Below are 24,218 nucleotides of genomic sequence, written 5' to 3' on the forward strand. Positions count from 1 at the left end.
AGTTCTGTGGGGGTAGTCAGACAGGATAGGCATGCTAGGCGTGTATAGGTGGGCGGGGCCGCGGGTGCTTAGGATGCAGACAAGACAGACAACACGGCCACACCTCGGTGTATCCCTCCATGGTGCACCACGAGCGAAGCGAGCAATCCCGTTCAGCACATCGCACCTGCGGCCCCGCCCATAGTTTACCAGCGAAATTTCACTAAATTGGCCCTTCGGAAACGTAGTGCGCAGTTTTCGGATGCGATCATGTACTAGGACGAAGCGCCGGCAAATCAATGAAGATACTCCCCTTACTGGCCGCCCTTGTGCTGGCATTTAGTGGCGCCCTGTCGGCCCAGACGATCCTCAACGGGTCCATTCTCGACGGTGCGACCGGCGATCCCCTCATCGGTGCCAGCGTGCTGGTCAAGGGCACCACGACGGGTACCGTGACGGACGTGGACGGAAGCTGGACGCTCACCGTGTCGGGACTGCCCACCATCCTGCAGTTCTCCTACATCGGCTTTGCCCCCACGGAAGTGGAAGTCGTGGACCTGGAACAGGACTTGGACATCCGCCTCGGCGATAACGCGGTGACCACCGACGTGGTCGAAGTGCGCGGCCGCCGCATCGGTGAAAAGCAGCAGCAGGCCGCCCTGACGGTAGAGACGCTCGACGCCATTGCCATCAAGGAAACCGCCGCCGCCAACTTCTACGACGGACTGGGAAGCCTCAAAGACGTAGACCTCACGGCCGCCAGCCTGGGCTTCAAGATCGTCAATACGCGGGGCTTCAACAGTACCAATCCGGTGCGCTCGCTACAGATCATCGACGGTATCGACAACCAGAGCCCGGGACTCAATTTCTCGCTCGGCAACTTTCTGGGGGCCTCCGAACTGGACGTCAACCGGGTAAATTTAGTCGTGGGCGCGTCGTCCGCCTTCTACGGTCCGAACGCCTTCAACGGGGTGATCGCGATCGAGACGAAGGATCCGTTTTTGCAGCAGGGACTGTCCGCGCAGATCAAGGTAGCCGAGCGCAACCTGGTCGAGGGCGGCGTACGCTGGGCCGATGCACTGCAGAATAAGGAGGGACAGGACTGGATGGCGTATAAGCTGAACCTATTCGGATTCCGGGCAGACGATTGGGTTGCCGACAACTACGACCCGGTGTTCGATACTACGCTGGGACGGGACAACCCAGGGGGCTACGATGCGGTCAACATCTATGGGGATGAGCAGAGCTCAACCTTCGATTACAGTGGTATCCGGTCGCGTCCGGGCCTGGGGGAGATCACCCGGCAGGGCTACCGCGAACTCGACCTAGTCGATTACGACAGTAAGAACCTGAAGGCGGGCGTAGCCTTTCATTTTCGGCTGAACCCCGAGAAGACCCTGGAAAGTACCGAGCTGTTGGTAAGCAGTAACTACAGTACCGGAACTACCGTATTTCAGGGGGACAACCGCTTTAGTCTGCGGGACATTCAATTTTACCAGCACCGGCTGGAATTGCGCAACCGCGATAAGTTCTTCCTCCGGGCCTACATGACGCATGAGGATGCTGGAAATAGTTACGATCCTTATTTCACCGCTATCCGGCTCCAGGACCTAAGCAAAGACGATGTAGCCTGGGCTAGTGACTACGCCAGCTACTGGCAGGGTACGGTAGTACGAAAGATCAGTCAACTGGAGGGGTGGCCCGCTTGCTTCCCCCAGAATTGTAGCCTTTCGGAACAGGATCAGCAACGCCAAACCTTCCTGGCCCAGCCCGACATACAGGACTTACTGGATGGATACCATATGGACGCCCGCGAGGTAGCCCGGCAGGCAGGTCGCGGAGCAGGTAACTCGGCTGCTTACGAGGTAGGTACACAACGCTTTGAGCAAGCCTTCGATAGCATAACCTCAACACTAGCCAGTGAGGGTGGCACCCGCTTTTTCGATCGTTCGGCCCTGTACCACCTGCATGGGGAACGGAAGTTTGCCAGCATCTGGACTCCCAACGCAGATAGCCGACTGGAGGCTACCGTAGGAGCCAACGGTAGATTCTACACCCCCAACAGTCAGGGTACCCTACTGCTCGATACGATGGGACGCAACATTGACACCTGGGAGGTCGGTGCATATGGCGGAGGCACCTTCCACCTCAACAATCGCTATAAATTTAGTGCAAGCTTACGTGCGGATAAGAATCAGAACTTCGATCTGCTCTTCAGCCCCGCGGCCAGTTTCGTCTATACGCCGACCGAACGCACCACCCTTCGGGCCTCCTTTAGCTCGGCCATTCGCAATCCTACCCTGAACGATCAGTACCTGTTCTATAACGTAGGGCGAGCTATCCTTCTCGGCAACCTTGACGGAATAGAAGGACTGGTAACGGTGGAAAGCGTGCGGGAATTTGCTAACACCCAGGATGCAAGTCGGCTGGAGTACTTTGATGTAGATCCGATCCGGCCCGAAAAAGTACGCACGCTAGAGACGGGTTTCCGCACTACGCTATTCGAGAAGTTGTACCTGGATGCTACGTACTACTACAGCTTCTACACGGACTTCATCGGGTACCAGATCGGCGTGGATCTCGACTTTGCCAACAACCTCATCACCGGGGGGCAGGCCTACCGGGTGTCGGCCAACGCACAGGATAGAGTGACTACCCAGGGCTTCAGCATCGGGAGCAACTATTACTTTGGGAACTACTTCTCGCTCAATGGTAATTACAGTTGGAACAAGCTCAACACCGCTACGGAAGATCCCATTATTCCGGCCTTCAACACGCCGGAGAATAAGTACAATATCGGTCTAGCGGGCCGGGACATTCCCGTACTAGAAAACTACCTGGATGGCTTCGGCTTCAACGTCACCTACAAGTGGGTGCAGGGCTTCATCTTCGAAGGTTCGCCCCAGTTTACCGGCTTTGTAGATAGCTATGGAATGTTGGATGCACAGGTTAACTTTACCCTAGACAAACTGAACACGACCATCAAACTGGGGGCATCCAATCTACTAGACAATCAGGTGTACCAAGTATACGGTGGCCCGCGTATCGGTAGACTGGCCTATATCTCAGCCACCTACAACTGGCAGAAACGCTAAACCCTTCTAACTACTCTTTAAATCTATTACTTATGCGAATTCTTTACCTATTTGCTTTTGCCCTCTTAGGAGCGGCATTACAACCCGTCAACGCTCAGACGCGCTACGTAGACTCTTCCTTCGCGGTAAGTGCTGCTACCGAAGTGGTGTACGCCAATAACTTTGACATTTTGCGGATGGCCAACCGCGATCTTATGATGGACATCTACCAGCCCGTAGGTGACACGACCACTACCGAGCGCCCAATGGTGGTCATCTGGCCCACCGGTAGCTTTCTTCCCCAGTACTTCAACGGTAGTCCCTACGGAAGCCGCAAGGATTCGGTCAACGTCGAGATCGCCAAGCGCTTAGTGCAGCGTGGATATGTCGCAGCTGTTGCGGAATACCGGGTAGGATGGAGCCCTACGGCCGATCAGGATACCCGAACCGGTACGCTCCTGCGCGCTGTCTATCGGGCCGGTCAGGATGCTCATGCTGCCGGACGCTTCCTACGTAAAACGGTCGCTGAAGACAACAACCCCTACAACATCGACACTAGCCGCCTGGTCTACTGGGGCAACGGCTCCGGTGGGTACTTGGCACTCGCCCATGCATTCCTCGACGACATCGATGAAATCCTGACAAACCCTGATTTCTACGATGAAGACGGAGTACAGCTGGTATCTGAGGAGGTCAACTCTAACCCTCAGGGTACGACAACTACGGCCCAGAATGTAGTCAACCACCCAGGCTACATGTCCGATGTAGCCCTAACCGTGAATATGGCGGGGGCACTCGGCGACACGGCCTGGATCGACACAACGGAAAACGAGCCTGGTGTGATCGCATACCATAGCTTCACCGACCCGTTTGCTCCATTCAATGCCGGTCTGGTTCAGGTACCCGTACCCAACGGATCGCTTCCCGTCATCGACGTTCTAGGCTCGAACACCATCATCGCTATCGCCAACGGAAGTGGACTAAATGATGCCATGGCACCCGCCAATGCGCTGCAGTTGCCAGCACCGTTCAGTGCGCTATCTACCGCTGTGAACCAGCGCAACGCCGCTTACAAGAACATCACGCGTACTTCGCCCATTCCCGGAAATACGGATGATTCTTTCCCCCTTTCCCGGGATAATATGTACCCCATTCTGCGGAACCGCGGCGCTTCGCCAACTGCAGGGATTTACAATTGGTTTGACGAGACTACCCTACGGGCTCAGATTACCGGTATCAACGCGAATGTGCCCGGAGCCAATATAAATGCTGATGCAGTCGTCGAGGGTGAAGACATCACTAACCCCAACCGGAACAATCCCGCTGAGGCCAAGCTGTTCATCGACACCATGATGGCCCACTTCATTCCCCGTGCGTGGTACCAGCTTGAGCTTGCGGACATCACCGTGTCCACCGAAGACCTCCTCACCAACGCCTCCGTAGGCCTGGAGATCTTCCCCAACCCCGGCACCACCGGTTTCACCATCCGTGTCGCCAACAGCGAGCGCATCCGTCAGATCGACGTGTACGACCTGCGTGGCAGCCGCGTAGCCCAGGTGAAGGGCATCGATCAGTCGAGCTACGTACTGGACCGAGGCAACCTGGCCAACGGCAGCTACATCATCCAGCTTCGCTTCGATGAGGGTACTACCGCACGGAAGGTATTTCTGCGGTAAGTCAGTGACTTAAGTCTACAATCAACGACCCCGTCAGCCCAGCTGGCGGGGTCGTTTTAGTTTGTCCTACTTAATCAGCTCCTTCGGCGGTGCCAGGAACAGCCCTACCCGAAAGAAGGGCCGCCCCTGTACCGTGGTTTCGATGTCTAGATCGATCGTCTCGGCCGGATTGAAGCGGGTGGTCACTGGGATGTAGTAGCCTGCCTGTCCGAATACCCACACCCACCTGGATACGCTGTGCTCGTACTGTAGCATACTACGGATGCCGTTGTTGCGCAGGAAGAACTGCCCCAGCTCCTCGAAGCCGCCCCGGCTCCCGGTATTGATGGCGTAGTACTTGCTATCGAAGGTGGCGCCCAGCAGGAAGGTATTGACCATGCGCCTGCCTACATTGCGCCGCAGGTAGGCCTGTCCGGGCAGGGCGGTCTGCAGTCCCCAGCGCGCGTTGAAGGTGCGGTTGTACACGAAGAAGGGTAGGGCGATCTGCCGGGCCTTGTTGTTGCTGTAGGTGATGCCCACGGCCCACTCGGTATCCTCGTCGACCTTCTTGCCGTACACCGCCGCGGCACTGTAGGTACGGTAGATACCGTCGAAGTTGATCAAACCCTGGTAGTCGCCGTTATAGGATATCCGGAAGCGGCCCGAGGAGTAGAAGCGATCGTCCCAGCTGTGGGTCACATAGGCGGAAAGCTTATTGGCCTTCAGCCGCCGCTCGTCCAGTAGTTGAAACAGGGTTTGCTTGTCCTCGAAGCCTACGTAGGGGTCGTCGAAGAAGTACTTTTCCGTATCCCATTCGTAGCCCAGCAGCACCTTCGTACGCGGCTTATTCAGCAGCGGTACCTTGAACTTGAAGGTGAACTGCTCCAGGTGAGTCACGGTCTGGGTACCTCCGGTGATACCGTCCTGGCCCGTCCAGTCGAACTTCGGCTGCGTCTCGTAGCGGATGCTTACACCCCGGCTCTGGCTCCGGTAGCGCACCCCCGGGCGGGAGTATACCGGCAGATCATCCGTCAGCGCCTCCAGGTTGCCCTGTTCAAGCGTCAGTTGCGCCGCGATAGCCATCGGGGCAAGTGCGAGGAATAGCGGGAGCAGCAGGAGCCTGAAGCTGAGACGGAGGGGTTGAAGCATGGGGCTGAGGCGGCGGGGGGTATGAGCGGTCTGCAGCAGCGCAAACGCACCGAATACAACTACCGGGTGGGCGCACAATGTTCACCCGCTGTTGCAGTGGTTCTAGCGCCCTGATCTACCCAATGCCGCGCGAACCCCTTTCTTTGTCCCGCTAAACCACCTTTCCGCCTTGGCCACCCCCGCCCCTCCGCTGCTTACCCTGACCACCGATTTTGGCCATGAGGACTTTCACCTCCCCCGCCTAAAGGCGCAGCTACTCACCACCCAGCCCGGCCTGCAGATCGTAGACATTAGCCACAGTATACCGACCTACGACATCGTACGGGCCGCTTTCGTATTCAATAAGGTGTGGCAGCATTTTCCGAAGGGCACCATCCACCTGCTTAGCGTCAACGACTACTACCAGCCCCGCGGCCGGTTCCTGGCTACCTATCACGAAGGGCACTACTTCATCGGCCCCGACAATGGTATCTTCTCCCTGCTGTTCGGCCTGGTCCCCGAGCAGACCTTTGTACTCGACGACTACGCGGCCGATGCCCCCCTGTACGCCATTTACGCCGGCGCGGTGGGCCACCTGACGCGGCGCAAGCCGTTTCACGAGATTGGTCTGCCGGCCACCCGCTACACCGAGCGACTGGCCTTTCAACCCGTGATCGGCCCCAACTACATCCGGGGCACCGTCGTCTTCATCGACCGCTTCGACAACGTCACCACCAACATCAGCCGCGAGCTCTTCGAGCGGGTGGGGGAGGGACGGGGCTTCCAGCTGCAGATCAAGCGCATGCCCCCCCTGGACGGCCTGAGCTTCAACTACCACGACGTTCCCGAAGGAGAGCCCCTCTGCCGCTTCGACGCCGACGGACAGCTGGAGCTCGCCGTAAACCTGGGCCGCGCCGCCCCGCTCCTGGGCATCCAGGTGGAGGATATGGTGCAGGTGGAGTTTTACTGACCCCTTAACCCCTTCCCTAAATAAGGCTGACATAATGCGGAAACATCTCCAGCCACAGCGGCCAGTCGTGCTCCATATCGCCACGCACGTCGAGCCAGTGGTGGATGTTGCGCTGGCGGAGTTTTTCGGAGAACTTGAGGTTGTTGTCCAGGCAGATGTCCCAGTTGCTGGTGCCGAGGATGATCTTCATGTTCCAGAGCCAGGGGTCGTCGGCACCGGTGATGAAGTCGGCCGGGTTGTTGAAGTAGGCGTTGTCGTCGTAGTAGCCGTGGAGGAAGGACTTGATGTCGAAGGCGCCGCTCATGCAGAACAGGTGGCTGACCGCTTCGGGGTGGCGGAAGGCGAAGTTGGTAGCGCTGAACCCGCCGAAGCTGATGCCCGCGCAGGCGATGCGGCCCGCAGGTGTGTTGTAGCGGATCTGGGGGACGAATTCTTCGTACAGGAACTTATCGTACTGGATGTGCCGCTCCAGCCGGTGCTTGGGGTGGATGCTGGCGTACCAGCTGGCGTCGTTGATGCTGTCGGGGCAGAAGACCTGCACGAAGCCGCGATCGATGAAGTAGCGTACCGACTCGATCATGCCACGGTCCTTGGCCTCAAAGTAGCTGCCTAGTGTAGTAGGGAAGATGACGAGCGGGTAGCCGCGGGTGCCGAAGGTGAGCACCTTGACGGAGTGACCGAGGTGGTGGCTGTAGAACTCAGAATAAGACTCTTGCATAGTGGGGCGGGAAGTGGCGGGCAAGGTAGTGAAGCCGGCGAATACGCCTACCTTCGTAACGTGGAACCCCTCACCTACCTCAAGCAACTGGCCGGCAGCCTGCTTTCGCGGCGCAAACGCCTGCTGCGGCGCACGTATACCCTGACCAGCACCCACCTCAACCGGCAGGTCCGCGTCGATGTGTACCGGCCGGCCGTGCCCCCCTGGCGCCTGCTTTCGCTGGTGGTATTTAATGACGGGCAGGACCTGGACCGGATGGACTTCCGCAAAACGCTCACCCAACTACTTAAAGAAAAGCAACTGCCGCCCACCCTCGTCGTAGGAGTACACGCCAACGACCGCCTGCGGGAGTATGGCACGGCCGGCCGCCGCAGCGACCAGGGCCACGGCGAACTGGCGGCAGCCTACGAGCAGTTCATCATAGAGGAGTTGGTGCCCTGGCTGGAGCTGCGCAACAACATCTACCACGGGCCGGAGCGGCGGGCCATTGCCGGCTTCAGCCTGGGTGGACTAAGCGCCTTCGACCTGGCCTGGCGGCACCCGCGGTACTTCCGCACTGCGGGCATATTCAGTGGATCCCTCTGGTACCGCAGCAAACCCTTTGATCCCAAGCGGCCGGATGCTAACCGCATCGTACACGACTACGTCAGCCGGGCACGGCGGGGCATCACCAACCGCTTCTGGTTCATGGCCGGCACGGCGGATGAAGAGGCCGACCGCAATAACAACGGCGTGATCGACTCCATCGACGATACGCTCCAGCTTATGGCACTGCTACAGCAGAAAGGTCTCAAGCCCGGCAAGGATATGGTGTACCGCGAAGTAGAGGGCGGAAAGCACGAGCCGGAAACATGGGGCAAAGTTGTCGGCGAGTTCCTGGTGTGGGCCGTGGGGTAGGGGAGCTGGCGGTAGCGCCCGGGAGGCTGTACCTTCGCACCCATGAAGACAGACTACCTAGACCTGGCCAAACAAGTAGGCCAGATCACCCGCGAGGCCGGTGCCGCGATCCTGGAGATCTACGGTACCGACGACTTCGGCGTAGAACAGAAGGCCGACGATAGCCCGCTGACCAAGGCCGACAAAGCCGGCAACGACGTTATCGTAGCCGGCCTAAAAAACCTGAGTCTGCAGGCCCCCATCGTATCCGAAGAGGGGAAGGACATTCCCTACGCCGAGCGGCAGCAGTACACCCGCTTCTGGCTGGTGGACCCCCTCGACGGCACCAAGGAGTTCATCAAGCGCAACGGCGAGTTTACCGTCAACGTAGCCCTGATCGAGAATGGCCGGCCGGTACTCGGCGCGGTCTACGTGCCGGTGACCGACGAGCTCTACTACGCCGCCCAGGGAGAAGGTGCACACCAGGAAGGGCACGGACAGATCAAGGCCGCCGCCTTCACCCTGCAGGATACGAACCTACGGGTAGTCGCCAGCCGCAGCCACCTCAACGAGGCTACCCAGGACTTCATGGATAAGCTTACCGAGCCGGAGATCGTCAGTCGCGGCAGCTCCCTGAAGATCATCGAACTGGCCCGCGGAAGTGCCCACCTCTATCCCCGCCTGGCCCCCACCATGGAGTGGGATACCGCTGCGGCCCATGCCATCCTCAGTGAAGCCGGGGGCCGCCTGGTCGACGACGGTACCGGCAAGGAGCTGGTGTATAATAAAGAAGTACTGCGCAACCCACACTTCATCGCCTACGGCGCCGTACGTGAGGGGCAACTGAGCTGCTGATGCCTACCGCCCGCGGTCGTCGCCGTCCGCTATCCATCATCTACACCACCTACAACGAGCGGGACATCATCGCGCGCTCGCTGGCCAGCGTGGCAGACTGGAGCGACGATCTCGTCGTAGTGGATAGCTTCAGCACCGACGGCACGGCCGAACTCCTCGCCGACACGCCGGGCGTGACCCTACTACAGCGCGCCTACACCGGCCCTTCCGACCAGAAGAACTGGGCCATCGCCCGGGCACGGCACGACTATATCCTACTGCTGGACGCCGACGAGATCGTCACCCCCGCCCTGCGCGCCGAGGTAGATACTCTACTGGCGGCCCCCGAGCTACTCGATGCCTACTGGATCGGTCGCGACAACCACTTCATGGGCCGGCGCATCTACCACAGCGGCTGGGCCGGGGACCGGGTGGTGCGCTTCTTTCACCGCGACCGGGCGCGCTACGACAGCAAACAGGTACACGAGGAGATCGAGCTGGCGGGACTGCGTGTCGGACATCTGAACGGCCGGCTGCTACACTATACGTATAAGAACCTCGACCACTTCCTCGACAAGACGCGGCGCTACGCCCGGTGGAAGGCCCAGGACCAGGCGGAGCGCACGCCCCGCATCACGGCTTACCACCTGCTGGGCAAGCCCGTGTTCCGCTTCGTCAAGCACTACCTGATCCAGGGGGGCTTCCGCGACGGGCGCGAGGGGCTGCTGCTGAGCGTCATCATTTCGTACGGGGTATTCCTGCGCTACGCCTACCTGCTGGCCGATCGGCGAAAAGTAGCATCTTTGCACGACTAAGCCCCCCACTTTGGAGCCACCTAAATTTATTGTTATTGGAGGAGGCGTCGCCGGCCTGATCGCCGCTCAGACCCTCGAAGCTGCCGGCCACGCCCCCGTGCTGCTCGAAGCGGCCGACGCCGTGGGCGGACGGCTGCGTACCGACGAGGTGGACGGCTTCCGGCTCGACCGCGGCTTCCAGGTCCTACTCACCCAGTATCCGGAGGTCAAACGCTACCTCGACCTGCGGGCGCTGGGTGTGGAGAAGTTTCGTCCGGGTGCCCACGTGCACACGCGGCAGCAGCACTTTCGCTTCGCCGATCCGCTGCGGGAGCCGGCGCAGTTGTTCCGCTCGGCGCTCTCTCCGGTAGGTACGCTGCAGGATAAGATCCGCCTGGCGCAGCTCGGCTTCAAGGTGATGCGGCTCACGCCCGAGGAGTGCTTTACGGGATTCGATGAGCAGTCTACCATCGACTACCTCTGGGAGTACGGCTTCAGCGAGCAGATCGTGGAGCGCTTCTTCCGGCCCTTCTTCGGGGGCATTTTCGTGGAGCAGAAATTACTGACCCCGGCGGCCATGTTCCGCTTCATCCTCAAGATGTTTGCCCAGGGGGATGCTGTGCTGCCCGCGGAGGGCATCGAGGCGATCCCTAAGCAACTGGCCGGAAAACTAGCCCGCACCGAGATCCGTCTCGGCACCCGCGTACGCGCCCTGACGGACGACACGGTGACCCTGGATGACGGTAGTACCCTGGAGGCCCGGGCGGTCATCGTGGCCTGTGCACCCGATGCGCTGTTTCCCCAGCTGGCCGGCACGGTCCGCGCGTGGCGTAGCACCACCAACCTGTACTACTACAGCACACGCCGCCTGAAGGAGAACCGCCTGATCAACCTGGTGGCCGACCCCACCAGCACCATCAATACCTTCTGCGTGCTCGACGAGGTAGCGCCCACCTATAAGCAACAGGGACAAGGCGGCTCGCTGATCAGCGTGAGTCTGAAGGCCTGCCCCGATACTGACAGCATCGCCCAGGTGGAGCAGGATCTGCTGCGCCACAGCCGGCTGCCCAACGACGCGCTGCGCCTGCTGAAGCGCTACGATATCGAGCACGCCCTGCCGGAGCTGGACGCCGTGTCCTACAGCTACCAGGCTACGCAGAGCCGGCTCATCGACCGCGTATTCCTGGCCGGCGACCAACAACTCAACGGCTCCCTGGACGCCGCCATGCGCAGCGGACGGCTGGCGGCGGAGGGCGCACTACGTACCTAGCCCATGCTGCGCGACCACTTCCACCTGCCCCGCAATGCCGACGGCGAGCCCCTGATTTATCTATGTGGCAACAGCCTCGGCCTGCAACCCAAAGCGGCCCAACAGCAACTGACCGAAGACCTGCAGAGCTGGCAGCAGCGCGGCGTAGAGGGCTGGTGGGAGGGCCCCGACGGCGGCTGGCTCGGCTACCACCGGCGGCTGCAGGACGGACTGGCCGCGATCGTAGGTGCACAGCCCGATGAGGTAGTGGCCACCAATGCCCTGACGGTCAACCTGCACCTCCTCATGGTGTCGTTCTTCCGGCCGGCGGGGCGCAGGTGCAAGGTGATCATGGAAAGCGGAGCCTTCCCGAGCGATCAGCACGCGGTACGGGCGCAGCTACACTTTCACGGATTGGACCCGGACGAGCACCTGATCGAGGTGAGTCCGCGGGAAGGGGAGTCAACGATCGCTACCGCAGACATCGTAGCTGCCATCGAGGAAGCCGGCGACACGCTGGCCCTGGTGCTGTGGACCGGCGTACAGTACTACACTGGGCAGTACTTCGCACTGGGTGAGATCGCCGCGGCGGGCCGGGCGGTGGGCGCACGGGTGGGCTTCGACCTGGCGCATGCGGTGGGTAACGTGCCGCTGCAGCTGCACAACTGGGGCTGTGACTTTGCCGTCTGGTGCAACTACAAATACCTCAACGGAGGCCCCGGCGCGCCGGGCGGGCTATTCGTCCACGCCCGCCACGCCGAAGACGAGCAGCTACCCCGCTTTGCCGGCTGGTGGGGGCACCGGGAGAGCGACCGGTTTGCGATGAAGCCGGACTTTCGTCCGGAACACGGGGCGGCGGGCTGGCAGGTATCGACCGTACCGGTGCTGGGCCTGGGCCCCCTGCTGGCGGGCCTGCCATTATTCGAGCGGGCAGGTGGGGTGGAAGTGCTGCGTGCGCAGAGTATCGTGCTGACTTCAGCGCTGTACGAGCAGGTCAGTCAGTTGCCGGACGTGCGTATCCTGACGAGCGCCGATCCCGCGCAGCGGGGCGCACAGCTGTCGGTGTACATTCCTGGTGAGCGACCCGATCTGGAGCGGCAACTGAGCCGCGCGGGGCTGGTGTGCGACTACCGGCAGGACAATCTGGATGGCAGCGGCGGCGGCGTGCTCCGGCTGGCTCCCGCTCCGCTCTACAATACGGCCGATGAGGTGGCTGCAGTAGCTACCTTATTGGAGCGCGTCCTGTAGCCGACCCATATGCGAAAACCTCAGGGCTTATATTGCAGTTATACCAGCGACCAGCACCTAGCACGCATGACTATTTTTATCCTGGCGGTACTTGCCCTGATCGGGGTTTACCTCTCCGGCGACCTCCGCATAAGCCAGTAAATTTGCTCCGTATCTTCTCCCTCACGCTCTGCCTCTGCGCGGGGTGTGCGTCCGTGCCCGATCTGCCTTCGGTAGACTCTTTTCCGGTCCCCCCACCCCCCGATTACGCCGAGCAGCAGCACTGGGCTGCGCTACCTACTACCGACGATGCCGCCGACCGTACGCCCAGCGATACCATCCCGGACGGTCAGGCTACGGCTAAGGCCGACGTCTTCTTCGTCCACCCCACGATCTACCGCGACACCCGCGAGGGCAATGCCTACTGGAATGCTTCCCTAGCCGATGCCGAGCTCAACGAAGCGGTCGACGAAAGCACCATCCTTAACCAGGCCAGCGTGTTCAATGCAGCTGGTAAGGTCTATGCCCCGCGCTACCGGCAGGCTAACCTGAGCGTATTCTACGACGAGGGGGCCGCCGTCAAGCAGCGCGCACTCGACACCGCCTATACGGACGTGCTGGCCGCCTTCGATCATTACCTGACGCACTTCAATGAGGGGCGTCCCATCATCCTGGCGGCCCACAGCCAGGGTACGCTGCATACGATCCGACTGTTGCAGGACCGCTTCGTGGGCACCGCCCTGCACCCGCAACTCGTGGCCGCTTACCTGGTGGGCATGCCGGTACGCAAAGACGAGTTTGCCGATATCCCGGTCTGTACCGAGCCTACGCAGACCGGCTGCTTCGTCAGTTGGCGCACCTACCGCGAAGACTACGTGCCGAGTGCACAGCGGGACGATCCGGCCATTGCCGTGGTCAATCCCCTCAGCTGGACCACCTCCACCGACCGGGCCCCGATCGCGCTCAACCGGGGCGGCGTACTGTACAATTACGACGGGGGCATAAAACCGGAACTCGTGTGGGCCGAGATCCGCGGTGCGTTCCTCTACACCAACAAGCCGAAGTTTTTTGGCAACATCTTCTTCCGCTCGCAGAACTACCACGTCGCGGACTACAACTTCTTCTGGATGAACGTGCGGGAGAATGCGGTGGGGCGGGTTGGGGAGTTTTAGTGTTGTAGTTCTGTAGGCGGGTGGGATAGGTATGATAGGCGGGCGGGGGCGCGGGTGCGGATGGTTTGGGTGATAAGGGGGTGTGGAGATCGTGCTGGCGAACAGGCGTTGGTTGGCCGACGTTTCGCGAGAAAACAAACCAATGGGTAAGACCGAAAATCTATTTAGCCGGGAGGCGATCGAGCAGATCAAGAAGATCTGTGACGACACGCGTACGACCATGTTCTGTACCGATCTGGGGGCACGACCCTTTAGCTCCACTCCGATGGCGCATCAGCAGGTAGAGAACGATGGCTCCATCTGGTTCTTTAGCGCAAAGGATAGTGATCGCAACGCCGACCTGAAACGCGATCCGGAAGCCCAGCTGATCTGGTCGAGTGACGAGAACAACGAATACCTGAGTCTGTATGGCGAAGCCCACGTAGTGTACGACCTGCAGAAAGCGGAGGAGCTCTGGAGTCCTATGGTCAAGGTCTGGTTCCAGGAAGGACCCACGGACCCTAACCTGAGCCTTATTCACTTCCAGCCTAAGCAGGGCTACTACTGGGATACACAGCACGGCAAGGTGGTGGCCTTTGCCAAGATGGCCGCCTCGGTGGTGGTAGGTAAGACCATGGACGACGGCGTACAGGGCGCGATCAAGCCCTAGTAAGCTGTAGTCGTCTGTAAACGAATATAATCGCAAGTAAGCGGATACTTGACCACTAGCGGTGTGAGCGGGGAGGAGCTTTGTGGACATCAACCACATCCTTCATCCCTAGAATATACCGCTAGTGACTACTTCCGAACTTCTTACTTTACTCGACGCCCTCCACAACGCCACCAATCCGCTGACCGGGGAGGCCGTAGCTGCTACCAGCTGCCTGAATGATACTGCTGTCCGCAGTGGCATCAATCAACTGATCCGTACGCTCCGCGACGAGGATGCAGTGGCCACCACCATTTCTGAAGCCGAGATCACCACCAGCTGCGCCAGTCTGCGTGAACTGGGCTACGCCCCGACCGTCAGCCAGTTGGCTAAGGTGTTTATCGGGAGCCGTAGCATCGTCGATCCACGGCTACGGGGCCTGGCCAGCTACCGTAAGTACCGGGGCGTGCTCACCCGGCGGGCGATCGCCGAACTCCTGAGTCTGCACCGGGAGCTCATCGAGGGACCCAAGCCAGCGCGTAGCCGGCAGGATAAGCCCTGGCGTACGGTAGACTTTTTCGACACGGATGGCTTCGACAAGCTTTCTGAAGCAAAGGCCACTGAGCTGTACCGGGAGGTGGAGGCACTGGGGCTGCGCAAGGTCACCGCCAAACTACCCGATTACATGGTCCGGGCCCGTACCCACCTGCCGCGCTCCTTCGAGCCCTGGACACAGGAGGAGCGGGCCTTACTGATCGAAGCGATGTGCTACACCAACGATGGGGAGAAGCTGGCTTCGGTTTTTGGCCGCTCCGAGTCAGCCATCCGACAAGAGGGCAAACGCCTGATCTGGAACAGCCAGCAGCGGGTGGCCTGAGTCGACCGAACCGGAGGTCCGGAGTGTTCTTTTGGGGTGTCAAGTCTACAGCGGATCGGATTGGGCGGCGGATGCCACTGGTGCACCGAGGGTGTATTCGTGTCGCTAGCCGGCGTAGCGCGGGTGGAGCAGGGCTGGATCGCTTCGGTGCCGCCCCACGCCACACCCTCCGAAGCGGTGGTGGTGCACTACGATCCAGCGGTGATCGCACTGGGTGAGCTGCTTGCCGTCCACCTGGAGACCCACGCGGCTACCGTGGCGCATGCCCTGCGGCACAAGTACCGCTCGGCAGTGTACACCTTCGGGGAGCAGGATGCTGGTCCCTGCCGTAGTCTGCTGGCCGAGCTGGCAGTCGATCATCTGGGTGAACTACAGACGCGGGTCCTTCCCTTCGTACAGTTTACGCCCTCGCTGCCGGAGCATCAGGATTACTACCGCAGTGATCCGGAGCGCCCGTTTTGCCGTCGCTACATTGCGCCCAAGCTGAATCGACTACGCCGCGAACGTCCGGGCCTTTTTTTTGGTAATAAGCAATAAGGGCCTCGATCAAATGGTTAAAACCCCGTTCATCAAACCCGTCTATTGGCGCCGCGAATCGTGGTTGTCAACCTCCACATTCTCCCGTTAAACAGTTTTCACTTATGTCTTTTCTAAAATCCCCCGGTGTCAAGTACGCCAAAAACTTCATCATCGGTATTGGCGCGGCCATCGTAATGCTCGGTGCCCTTTACAAGATCCAGTCCTGGGAGATGCCCACCATCGGTGGCGTGACCTTCGACCTACTTACGATCGGCCTGGGGGTGGAAGCCTTCCTTTTCGTACTCATCGCGCTGGTGGGACCCGACCCCGACTACTACTGGGATAAGCTCTACCCCGGACTGGCCCAGTACGATGGAGATGTACAACCCCTGACCAGCGGCGGCGTCGCCGCCCCCACCACGGCCGCCCTGAACGGCGAGGTCGTAGAGGAGCAACTCGGCGGCATGCTGCTAGAGCTGCAGACCATGTCCAAGAGCATGAGTAGCCTCAAGGCTCTGCAGGAAGCCGACTTCAGCGGTACCTCCGCCCAGATCAAGCAAATGGGCAACTTCTACGCCAAGCTCAACGAGGCCATGGCCGACCTGGCTGCTACCACCGACGAAACGAAGGTGTACAAGAAGAACATGCAACAGCTGAACGGTAACCTGAGCACGCTCAATAACGTGTACGGCAACATGATCAGCGCCATGCGCGCACCCACCGCGTAAACGTATAATCCCAATCTAAATCCCCCCCCCCCTCCAGGCTGCCTACAGCAAAGGGGCGAAAAAAGTAAACTATGTCAATTCCTAAGGAACCCCGGCAGCTAATGATCAATATCATGTACTTGGTATTGATGGCGCTGCTGGCCCTCAACGTCTCTGCGGAGGTGATGGACGCGTTCCAGACCCTCGATCGGGGCAATCAGAGTAGCATCGCTACCGTCGACGAACAGATCGACGAAACCGAGGCCAGCCTCAAGGACCTGCTCGAAGACGAGTCGAAGGAGAAGTTCCGCGTACTGGAGCCCGCCATCGCTACCATTCGTCAGGAATCCGAGAACTTCAATACCTACGTCGATCAGTTGCGCGACCGGCTCATCGACGAGTCTGGCAACAACGATGGAGAAGTAACCATCGAAGGTGACTACAAAGAAAGCCACGGCGTGATGGCCCCCATCGGTAAGAAGAACAAGGACGTCACCACCCGGATCCTGGTGCAGAACGAACAGGGTAACGTCAAAGAAGGCGAGGGTGAAGGCGAAGCGCTCAAGCAGCGGATCATCGATACCCGCCAGAAGCTCATCGACACCTACACCGAACTACTGCAACAGTACGGTACCGATCGGTTCGACCTCGATGAGGCCGAAGTAGAGGCCCGCATCCAGAGTGCAGCCACTAATATGCCCTTCAACATCGACGACGAGGGATGGCGTACATCTAACAATAAGAAGGTCAGCTGGGCCGACTTCAAGTTCGGGCACATGCCCCTGGCGGCGGTGCTGCCCCTGATGTCGCAGATTCAGTCCGACCTCAAGATATCCGAAGCCAACCTGGTCAACGATATGGTACAGCTCGCCGGTGGCAAGCAGATCGTATTCGACAAGTTCTTCCCCGTCTTCCAGGCGGATAAGAGCTACGTAATCGGTGGAGAACGGCTCAACGCGGTAGTCTCCGTAGGAAGCTACTCCAGCAGCCTGCAGCCCGAGAACATCGACCTGCGCGTCAACGGACAGAAGCTGGCGATCAAGCCCGATGGCACGGCCGATTTCAGCCTGACGGCCTCCGGCAGCCCCGGACCCAAGACCATCAAGACCTACGTAAAGGTCACCAACCCCCTGACGGGAGACGTGGTCGAGGAGAACGGTGAGTTCACCTACGAGATCGGCACCCGCTCGGTCGCTGTGTCGGCCGACAAGATGAACGTCTTCTACATGGGCGTAGACAACCCCCTTACGGTTGCCGCCGCCGGTGTTCCCTCCAGTTCGGTACGTGTCAGCTTCGGCGATGCGATCTCCGGTAGTGGATCGGGCAACAGCTACATGGTGAAGGGCGTACGCCCCACCGGAGCCGGTACGACGAACGTGACGGTCACGGCTGACGGTCAGACGCTGGGTACTTTCCCCTTCCGCGTCAAGCCCATTCCCGATCCGGTCCCCACGATGGGTGGTCAGCAGGGCGGTGACATCGCCAACTCGACCTTCCGCGCCCAGAAGGGTGTATTTGCCGAGCTGAAGAACTTCGACTTTGATGCCCGCTGTAATATCGCCGGATTCCAGATCCTCTACATCCCCGCACGGGAAGACCCCCTCGTAGCTACCAACAGTGGTGGTGGGTTCAGTGGACAGGCTGCTCAATTGATTGGCCGCGCTAAGCCGGGCGACAACTACACCTTCAAGAATATCAAGGCTAAATGTCCCGGTGACGCCGCTCCGCGTAACCTCGGTACGATGGCTTTCATGATTCGCTAAGTGGTGCTTGGCCGCTGGCCGACCAACCTGCACGGGCCTTCGGGAGTTTACGCTTCCGGAGGCCCGTTTTTTTGTCCCGGTATACCACATTTCACCGCCCCTGCGTTCTTACCCCGTTCCTTAGATGAACCAACTACCTATGAAGTTTACACATGCCCTGGCTACGCTGCTCCTGATCACCTGCTCCGCACCCGCGTTCGCGCAAGTGCCTACGACGGAGGAAGAGCAGCCCAGCACCTTCACCCTGCCCGGTGTGGCGGAGGATAATCCCCTGATGCAGGACGAGGAGTTCGTAGCCCCCCTCAATGATATCATCGAGAATACGTCCATCCGCGAACGCCGCGTGCTGGCCTATGAGAACCTGCGGGAGGCTGACATCATGTGGAAGAAGCGGATCTGGCGCGTCATCGACGTGAACGAGAAGATCAACCTGCCCTTCCAGAATCCGGAACGGCCCCTGATCTCTATCCTTCTGGAAGCTGCGCAGAGCGGTGACCTGCGGGTATTCGACCCCATTGGCGGAGATAACTTTTCTATGCTGATGGACGATAAGACCCTTACCAGCATGGCCGGCGGGGTCGACTCCGTCCGCGTCATGAACCCCGAAACCTACGAAGAGGAGATCGTGCTCGAGGAGCGCATCTTCGACCCCAGCAGCGTACTGCGCTACCGCATCCAGGAGATGTGGTTCTTCGATAAGGAGAGCAGCACGATGAAGGTCCGCATTCTGGGTATCGCCCCCATGATTCAGGAGACCACCGAAAGCAGCGCCCGCACCATCGAACGGCCCATGTTCTGGGTGTACTACCCCGAGGCCCGTCAGCTACTGGCCAACGAAAGTGCCTTTGCCTACGGCAACGACGCGGCCAACCGCAGCTGGGAGGACGTCTTCGAGTACCGCTTCTTCAATAGCTACATCACCAAGGCCAGCAACGTACTGGACCAGCGCATCGACCGGCCCGAGCGGAGTGGTCGCGAGCAACTGCGCGAGAGCGAGCGCATCAAGCAGGAGATCTTCAACTACGAGCAGGATCTGTGGAGTTACTAGCTCGGCAGTTCTGTAGTAGATAGTTCTGTAGTCTTATGTGGGAGGCGTGGTAGGGTTTGACACCCACCACGCCTTCTGCATTGATAGGCTTGCGAACTACATGGCTACAGGCCTACTTTCTCAGAACCCAAACTCCAAAACTTGGGTTATTTTAGAAACTCCCCCGACCATTTGAATCCTGCAGAGCAAGTCCTGGAACGGTACGCCAAGAGCGACCGCGTGGCCAAATTAACCGAACTAACCAAGGCACAGGGCAAAACTGCACCGCGCATTCAATTACGGGGCCTGGCCGGCGCGCTGGAGAGCTTCCTGCTAGCGGGTTGCTACCGCAAAGTGGGCGGACACTACCTGGTCGTAGCCACCGATAAGGAAGAAGCCGCCTATATCCAGAATACGATCGCCGCCCTGCTGCCGAAAAAGCAGGTGCGTCTGCTGCCCGATAGCTTCCGCCGGCCGCTGTACTTCGAGGTATTGGATCCCACCAACGTGCTGCTGCGGACCGAGACGATCAACTACCTCACCCATTCCCAGTCCAAGGGCGAGATCGTAGTGACCTATCCCGAAGCCCTGTTCGAGCAAGTAGTAGCCCCCGCCGTGCTGATGAAGTCGCGCATCGAGCTGCAGCAGGGGGAGGATATCGACGTAGACACCATTATCGAAGTACTGGTGGAATACGGCTTTAAGCGGGAAGAATTCGTCTACGAGCCGGGGCAGTTCAGTATCCGCGGCGGTATTATCGATATCTATAGCTACGGCAATGAGTATCCGTACCGGATCGAGCTATTCGACGATGAGGTGGAGAGTATCCGCACCTTCGACCCGATGCACCAGCTATCGGTGGAGTCGGTAAGCTACGTGAGTATTGTACCGAACATCAACACCAAGTTCGAGCGCAACCAGAAGACAAGTATTTTTAATGTCCTGCCCGACGATACGGTGATCTGGTTAAAGGACTTCCAGCTACTGCTCGATAAGCTGGGTGAGGCCTATACGAAGGCCGAGGAGTTTGGCAGCAATCTTACGCTGATAGACGACGCGGAGCTGAAGCAGCTCTTCGACGACCGGGCCTTCATCCGTCCGGGCGAGGTGATGGGTGATGTAGAGGATAAGCCCATCGTGTTCTTCAGCGACTACAAGCAGCCCATGAAGATCGGGCACACCATCGACTGCCGCGCCAAGCCGCAGCCAAGCTTCAACAAGAACTTCGAGCTGCTGATCCGCAACCTGCTGGAGAATACCTCTTCGGGACTCACCAACTACATCTTCACCGAGAACCCCAAGCAGATCGAGCGCTTCTACTCGATCTTCAACGACCTGAATGCCGACGTGCGCTTCGAGCCGGTGCCGCTATCGGTCCACGCCGGCTTCATCGACTCCGAACTGGAGTGTGCCTGCTACACCGACCACCAGATCTTCGAGCGATTCCACCGCTATAAGCTGCGGCGCGGCTTTACGCGCGACCAGGCCCTGAACCTGCGCCTGCTGCGCGACCTCACCCCCGGGGATATGGTCGTGCACATCGACCACGGTGTAGGTCGCTTCTCCGGACTCGAAAAACTGGAGATCAACAACAAGGTGCAGGAATCCGTGCGCCTGGTGTACAAGAACAACGACATCCTCTACGTCGGCATCAATTCCCTGCACAAGCTGTCGAAGTACAGCGGCAAGGACGGCCACCTGCCGCGGCTGGACAAGATCGGCGGCGACCACTGGAAGAACCTCAAGTCGCGCACCAAGAAGAAGATGAAGGATATGGCTGGTGAGCTCATCAAGCTCTACGCCAAGCGGCAGGCCAGTCCGGGTCACGCCTTCCCGCCCGACGGCTACCTGCAAAATGAGCTCGAAGCCAGCTTCATCTACGAGGACACGCCCGATCAGCTCAAGGCCACCAACGACGTCAAGGGCGACATGATGAAGCCCCACCCGATGGACCGCCTGATCTGCGGCGACGTAGGTTTCGGCAAGACCGAGATCGCCCTGCGGGCCGCCTTCAAGGCCGCCGCCGATAACAAGCAGGTCGCCGTGCTGGTACCCACCACCATCCTGGCGCTGCAGCACTTTCGCACCTTCAGCGAGCGGCTGGGGGAGTTCGGCATCTCGGTCGACTACATCAACCGCTTCCGCACCTCGAAGGAGAAGACGGCCATATTCAAGAATGTCAAGGAGGGCAAGTTGGACATCCTGATCGGTACCCATGCGATCTTGTCCAAGCGGGCGGAGTTCAAGAACCTGGGTCTGCTGGTCATCGACGAAGAGCAGAAGTTCGGCGTCAAGGCTAAGGAAAAGCTGCGCGCCATGCAGGTCAACGTGGATACGCTTACGCTGACCGCTACGCCGATCCCGCGCACCATGCAGTTCAGTCTGATGAACGCCCGCGACCTCAGCGTCATCCGCACCCCGCCGCCCAACCGGCAGCCGATCCACACCGAGGTGCGGCAGTTCAACGAGGAGGTGATCAAGGAAGCCATCGAGCAGGAGGTGAACCGGGGGGGACAGGTCTTCTTCGTCCACAACCGCGTCAAGACGCTCACCGACATCGTGACCATGCTGCGCAAGCTGTGCCCTACCGTACAGTTCGCCACCGCCCACGGCCAGATGGACCCCAAAGAGCTCGAGGGCACCCTGGTCGAGTTCATCGACCGCCGCTACGACGTGCTGGTCTGCACCAACATCATCGAGACCGGCCTGGACATTGCCAACGCCAATACGATCGTCATCAATAATGCCCACCAGTTCGGCCTGTCCGACCTGCACCAACTCCGGGGCAGGGTAGGGCGGTCCAATAAAAAGGCCTATTGCTACCTCATCGCACCGGCGCTCTCCGTCCTCACCCCCGACGCCCGCAAGCGTCTGCGCACCCTGGAGGAGTTCAGCGAGCTGGGTAGTGGCTTCAACATCGCCATGAAGGACCTCGACATCCGCGGAGCCGGTAATTTGCTGGGCGGCGAGCAGTCGGGCTTCATCGCCGATATCGGCTACGAGACCTACCAGCGCATTCTGGAGGAGGCCGTGCGCGAGTTGAAGCAGGGCGAGTTCCGCGACGTGTTTGCCGATACCATGACCGAGGGGGCCGACTTCGTCCGCGACGTCACCATCGAGACGGACACCGAGATGCACATCCCCACCAATTACGTCGAATCCGTCCAGGAGCGCTTACGCCTCTACCAGGACCTCGACAACATCGAAGACGAGCAGCGCCTAGAAGCCTACGCCAACGGCCTCAAGGACCGCTTCGGTCCCCTGCCCGAGCAGGTTAAGGAGCTCTTCGACGGGCTGCGCCTCCGCTGGCTCTGCCGCGAGCTGGGCTTTGACCGCGTCATCCTCAAGAACGACAAGCTGCTGTGCTTCTTCGTGGAGGACTCGCAGTCGCTCTACTACGACTCCGAGATCTTCAAGTCCCTCAGCGGCATCATTGCCGACGAAGGGAAGCTGCGCGGCCTGCGCCTCAAACAATCTACCCGCCGCCTCAGCCTGATCAAGGAGCGGGTGATGAGTCTGACCGCTGCCCAGGATACCCTTAAATCGCTGTCGAAGCGGGTAGAAGAGGTGATGGAGGAGCGGAAGTTGGAGGGGGCGTTGTAGGTGGGGGCGGGGGCGCTGGTGCGGGGAATACAGAATATACTACTTGCTATAACTAGCTACAGCCTGATTCAACCGCCCCTGAATACTCTTCCGAAAACTAGTAGGCTCCACAACCGTCACCTGATCCCCAAACGAGAGCACTAGTTTAGCTAGCTCGAAGTTTGGAATGACTTTGATGGTCACGCTGAGACCGTCACCAAGTTCCTGCATACGTTGAGTAGGGTGTAGCGGTTTAGTCCTCACATAAGGCGCTACATGTGAATCGAACTGCAGCACGATGTTCTCTACTACTCCATCTTCCGGGCGGGTAACCCCAACAATGTCGTAGAAGTAGTCCTCCCAATCAATATCGACCGGATGGTAGGGAACGTCGACCTCATGAATGGATTTAATTCGATCTAGTGCTAGATTCCAGTTGGGGCGTTTTTCAGCAGGATTCCAACCGAAGACAAACCACCGGTTGTTGTACTGCTTCAGGTAACCGGGGTGAAAGTCTAATTCATACGGTTCCGGACTGAGGAAGTCTTGGTAAACGACCTTCAGGCCTCGCTTATTTACGATGGCATTGAAAAGCGGTGTGATGAACTCCCTACCGGTCAGGTCTACATTGCCCTCAAAACTGATAACCTCCGCTTCCTGGTGAACCAGATCAAATTTTGACTTGAGTCGAGAGGTCAGTTCATTAATCCAATCGAACTGGGGCAGACCGGAGAAACGCGACAAAATGGATAGGGCAGCCTGCATTTGCTTTGCCTCCGAATCGTTTAGCCCCTGGTCGCGAATACTAAAATTGGTGTCTTCATAGCGGTAGTAAGACTGTTTACCCTTTCTGATCCGCTCGATACTCGCCCCATAGCCATCTTCGCTTCGCATGAATTTGAGATCGTCTTGCAATTGTCGCTTCCTGATGCCATCACTTTCGGGGTTCGCTTCGGCCAGCGCGTCGTTGCATGTCTCTATCAGGTCGTTGAGGGTGTACAGTCGTCCCGTATTACGGAGGCATTTATCGAGCGTCAGGTAGCGCAGTAGCGCATTTTTATTGGTAGGCATTCGATCATCTTATAGCGCGCAGTATCACTGCATCTTATGCGCATAGGTTTGCATCAGCAAAGGGGGAAAGCTAGGTAGTAATTCGGACAAACGCGTCCTTCACCATCTGCCAAGCTATATTCGCCCTGCAAATAGGCTGCAAGCAAGTGGTCCATCTTTGCGTAAGTTCTTTGAAATGCTCGCCCAGAAGATATTGACTCGTGGGTGCTGGTTCTAGCTACGGCTCGGAACAACGATCGGCACCTCTTCCCTGATTTCGGTCCGGGATGAACGGTTTTCAGTTGAGGATCTAGATAGATGCAGATGAATGAACGTATAACGCTTATTTATTTATGCATATAGGTGTACGCTTTAGGATTAGAGTGTGG

General features: G+C 59.2%; 19 protein-coding genes. 16 read left to right on the forward strand and 3 right to left on the reverse strand.

Annotated features, from left to right (window positions below; genetic code table 11):
- Positions 1-278 precede the first annotated feature (278 nt).
- Together MJQ68_RS01640 and MJQ68_RS01645 are read left to right on the forward strand one after the other, a co-directional pair.
- Positions 279-3,074 (forward strand): TonB-dependent receptor domain-containing protein, encoded by a 2,796-nt coding sequence (locus MJQ68_RS01640; RefSeq protein WP_238749232.1) that lies wholly within the window; start codon positions 279-281, stop codon positions 3,072-3,074.
- Positions 3,075-3,106: 32 nt separating this feature from the next.
- The gene (locus MJQ68_RS01645; protein WP_238749233.1) at positions 3,107-4,729 is read left to right on the forward strand and encodes a T9SS type A sorting domain-containing protein; all 1,623 of its coding nucleotides are present in this window, start codon (positions 3,107-3,109) and stop codon (positions 4,727-4,729) included.
- 66 nt (positions 4,730-4,795) lie between these two features.
- On the opposite strand, the gene MJQ68_RS01650 is transcribed toward MJQ68_RS01645, so the two are convergent.
- The gene (locus MJQ68_RS01650; RefSeq protein WP_238749234.1) at positions 4,796-5,857 is read right to left on the reverse strand and encodes a TonB-dependent receptor; all 1,062 of its coding nucleotides are present in this window, start codon (positions 5,855-5,857) and stop codon (positions 4,796-4,798) included.
- Between the two features lie 169 nt (positions 5,858-6,026).
- Here MJQ68_RS01650 and MJQ68_RS01655 point away from each other — a divergent pair, with 169 nt between their 5' ends.
- A complete protein-coding gene (locus MJQ68_RS01655; protein ID WP_238749235.1) occupies positions 6,027-6,806 on the forward strand; it encodes an SAM hydrolase/SAM-dependent halogenase family protein in 780 nt (259 codons plus the stop codon).
- A gap of 16 nt (positions 6,807-6,822) precedes the next feature.
- On the opposite strand, the gene MJQ68_RS01660 is transcribed toward MJQ68_RS01655, so the two are convergent.
- Positions 6,823-7,524 (reverse strand): alpha/beta hydrolase-fold protein, encoded by a 702-nt coding sequence (locus MJQ68_RS01660; RefSeq protein WP_238749236.1) that lies wholly within the window; start codon positions 7,522-7,524, stop codon positions 6,823-6,825.
- A 60-nt stretch (positions 7,525-7,584) separates the two neighbouring features.
- Between MJQ68_RS01660 and MJQ68_RS01665 the strand changes: the two genes are divergently transcribed.
- The 13 genes from MJQ68_RS01665 to mfd all read left to right on the forward strand — a co-directional run bounded on the left by MJQ68_RS01665 (position 7,585) and on the right by mfd (position 22,800).
- The gene (locus MJQ68_RS01665; RefSeq protein ID WP_238749237.1) at positions 7,585-8,421 is read left to right on the forward strand and encodes an alpha/beta hydrolase; all 837 of its coding nucleotides are present in this window, start codon (positions 7,585-7,587) and stop codon (positions 8,419-8,421) included.
- Between the two features lie 42 nt (positions 8,422-8,463).
- Positions 8,464-9,255, forward strand: coding sequence for a 3'(2'),5'-bisphosphate nucleotidase CysQ (cysQ, locus tag MJQ68_RS01670; protein WP_238749238.1), 792 nt, complete (start codon positions 8,464-8,466; stop codon positions 9,253-9,255).
- Positions 9,255-10,049: a glycosyltransferase family 2 protein gene (locus tag MJQ68_RS01675; protein WP_238749239.1), complete on the forward strand. Its 795-nt coding sequence runs from the start codon at positions 9,255-9,257 to the stop codon at positions 10,047-10,049. The genes cysQ and MJQ68_RS01675 overlap by 1 nt, the downstream gene beginning before the upstream one ends.
- A gap of 10 nt (positions 10,050-10,059) precedes the next feature.
- Complete coding sequence (locus MJQ68_RS01680) at positions 10,060-11,298, forward strand: NAD(P)/FAD-dependent oxidoreductase (RefSeq protein WP_238749240.1); 1,239 nt, start codon at positions 10,060-10,062, stop codon at positions 11,296-11,298.
- A gap of 3 nt (positions 11,299-11,301) precedes the next feature.
- Entirely contained in the window at positions 11,302-12,525 is a 1,224-nt protein-coding gene (gene kynU / locus MJQ68_RS01685; RefSeq protein WP_238749241.1) for a kynureninase, read from the forward strand.
- Between the two features lie 143 nt (positions 12,526-12,668).
- Positions 12,669-13,676 carry a DUF3089 domain-containing protein gene (locus tag MJQ68_RS01690; RefSeq protein WP_238749242.1) on the forward strand — a complete coding sequence of 336 codons (1,008 nt, stop codon included), beginning with the start codon at positions 12,669-12,671 and terminating at the stop codon, positions 13,674-13,676.
- Positions 13,677-13,818: 142 nt separating this feature from the next.
- Positions 13,819-14,325 (forward strand): pyridoxamine 5'-phosphate oxidase family protein, encoded by a 507-nt coding sequence (locus tag MJQ68_RS01695; protein WP_238749243.1) that lies wholly within the window; start codon positions 13,819-13,821, stop codon positions 14,323-14,325.
- 124 nt (positions 14,326-14,449) lie between these two features.
- Positions 14,450-15,181, forward strand: a complete 732-nt coding sequence (locus MJQ68_RS01700; RefSeq protein WP_238749244.1) for a hypothetical protein — start codon at positions 14,450-14,452, stop codon at positions 15,179-15,181.
- Between the two features lie 36 nt (positions 15,182-15,217).
- Complete coding sequence (locus tag MJQ68_RS01705) at positions 15,218-15,718, forward strand: peptide-methionine (S)-S-oxide reductase (protein WP_238749245.1); 501 nt, start codon at positions 15,218-15,220, stop codon at positions 15,716-15,718.
- Between the two features lie 104 nt (positions 15,719-15,822).
- Positions 15,823-16,428 carry a GldL-related protein gene (locus MJQ68_RS01710; protein WP_238749246.1) on the forward strand — a complete coding sequence of 202 codons (606 nt, stop codon included), beginning with the start codon at positions 15,823-15,825 and terminating at the stop codon, positions 16,426-16,428.
- 71 nt (positions 16,429-16,499) lie between these two features.
- The gene (gene porM / locus MJQ68_RS01715; RefSeq protein WP_238749247.1) at positions 16,500-18,170 is read left to right on the forward strand and encodes a type IX secretion system motor protein PorM/GldM; all 1,671 of its coding nucleotides are present in this window, start codon (positions 16,500-16,502) and stop codon (positions 18,168-18,170) included.
- A 139-nt stretch (positions 18,171-18,309) separates the two neighbouring features.
- Complete coding sequence (porN, locus tag MJQ68_RS01720) at positions 18,310-19,218, forward strand: type IX secretion system ring subunit PorN/GldN (RefSeq protein WP_238749248.1); 909 nt, start codon at positions 18,310-18,312, stop codon at positions 19,216-19,218.
- Between the two features lie 171 nt (positions 19,219-19,389).
- Complete coding sequence (gene mfd, locus MJQ68_RS01725; RefSeq protein WP_238749249.1) at positions 19,390-22,800, forward strand: transcription-repair coupling factor; 3,411 nt, start codon at positions 19,390-19,392, stop codon at positions 22,798-22,800.
- A 39-nt stretch (positions 22,801-22,839) separates the two neighbouring features.
- On the opposite strand, the gene MJQ68_RS01730 is transcribed toward mfd, so the two are convergent.
- Positions 22,840-23,850 carry a helix-turn-helix transcriptional regulator gene (locus MJQ68_RS01730; protein WP_238749250.1) on the reverse strand — a complete coding sequence of 337 codons (1,011 nt, stop codon included), beginning with the start codon at positions 23,848-23,850 and terminating at the stop codon, positions 22,840-22,842.
- Between the last annotated feature and the right edge of the window lie 368 nt (positions 23,851-24,218).

Source organism: Neolewinella maritima, assembly GCF_923081025.1.
GTDB classification, from domain to species: Bacteria; Bacteroidota; Bacteroidia; order Chitinophagales; family Saprospiraceae; genus Neolewinella; species Neolewinella maritima.

What these genes read in the sequence shown, in the direction of transcription:
- MJQ68_RS01640 (WP_238749232.1), top strand. Translation starts at nt 279, where the DNA reads ATGAAGATACTCCCCTTACTGGCCGCCCTTGTGCTGGCATTTAGTGGC.
- MJQ68_RS01645 (WP_238749233.1), top strand. Translation starts at nt 3,107, where the DNA reads ATGCGAATTCTTTACCTATTTGCTTTTGCCCTCTTAGGAGCGGCATTA.
- MJQ68_RS01650 (WP_238749234.1), bottom strand. Translation starts at nt 5,857, where the DNA reads ATGCTTCAACCCCTCCGTCTCAGCTTCAGGCTCCTGCTGCTCCCGCTA.
- MJQ68_RS01660 (WP_238749236.1), bottom strand. Translation starts at nt 7,524, where the DNA reads ATGCAAGAGTCTTATTCTGAGTTCTACAGCCACCACCTCGGTCACTCC.
- cysQ (WP_238749238.1), top strand. Translation starts at nt 8,464, where the DNA reads ATGAAGACAGACTACCTAGACCTGGCCAAACAAGTAGGCCAGATCACC.
- MJQ68_RS01675 (WP_238749239.1), top strand. Translation starts at nt 9,255, where the DNA reads ATGCCTACCGCCCGCGGTCGTCGCCGTCCGCTATCCATCATCTACACC.
- kynU (WP_238749241.1), top strand. Translation starts at nt 11,302, where the DNA reads ATGCTGCGCGACCACTTCCACCTGCCCCGCAATGCCGACGGCGAGCCC.
- MJQ68_RS01695 (WP_238749243.1), top strand. Translation starts at nt 13,819, where the DNA reads ATGGGTAAGACCGAAAATCTATTTAGCCGGGAGGCGATCGAGCAGATC.
- MJQ68_RS01710 (WP_238749246.1), top strand. Translation starts at nt 15,823, where the DNA reads ATGTCTTTTCTAAAATCCCCCGGTGTCAAGTACGCCAAAAACTTCATC.
- porM (WP_238749247.1), top strand. Translation starts at nt 16,500, where the DNA reads ATGTCAATTCCTAAGGAACCCCGGCAGCTAATGATCAATATCATGTAC.
- porN (WP_238749248.1), top strand. Translation starts at nt 18,310, where the DNA reads ATGAAGTTTACACATGCCCTGGCTACGCTGCTCCTGATCACCTGCTCC.
- MJQ68_RS01730 (WP_238749250.1), bottom strand. Translation starts at nt 23,850, where the DNA reads ATGCCTACCAATAAAAATGCGCTACTGCGCTACCTGACGCTCGATAAA.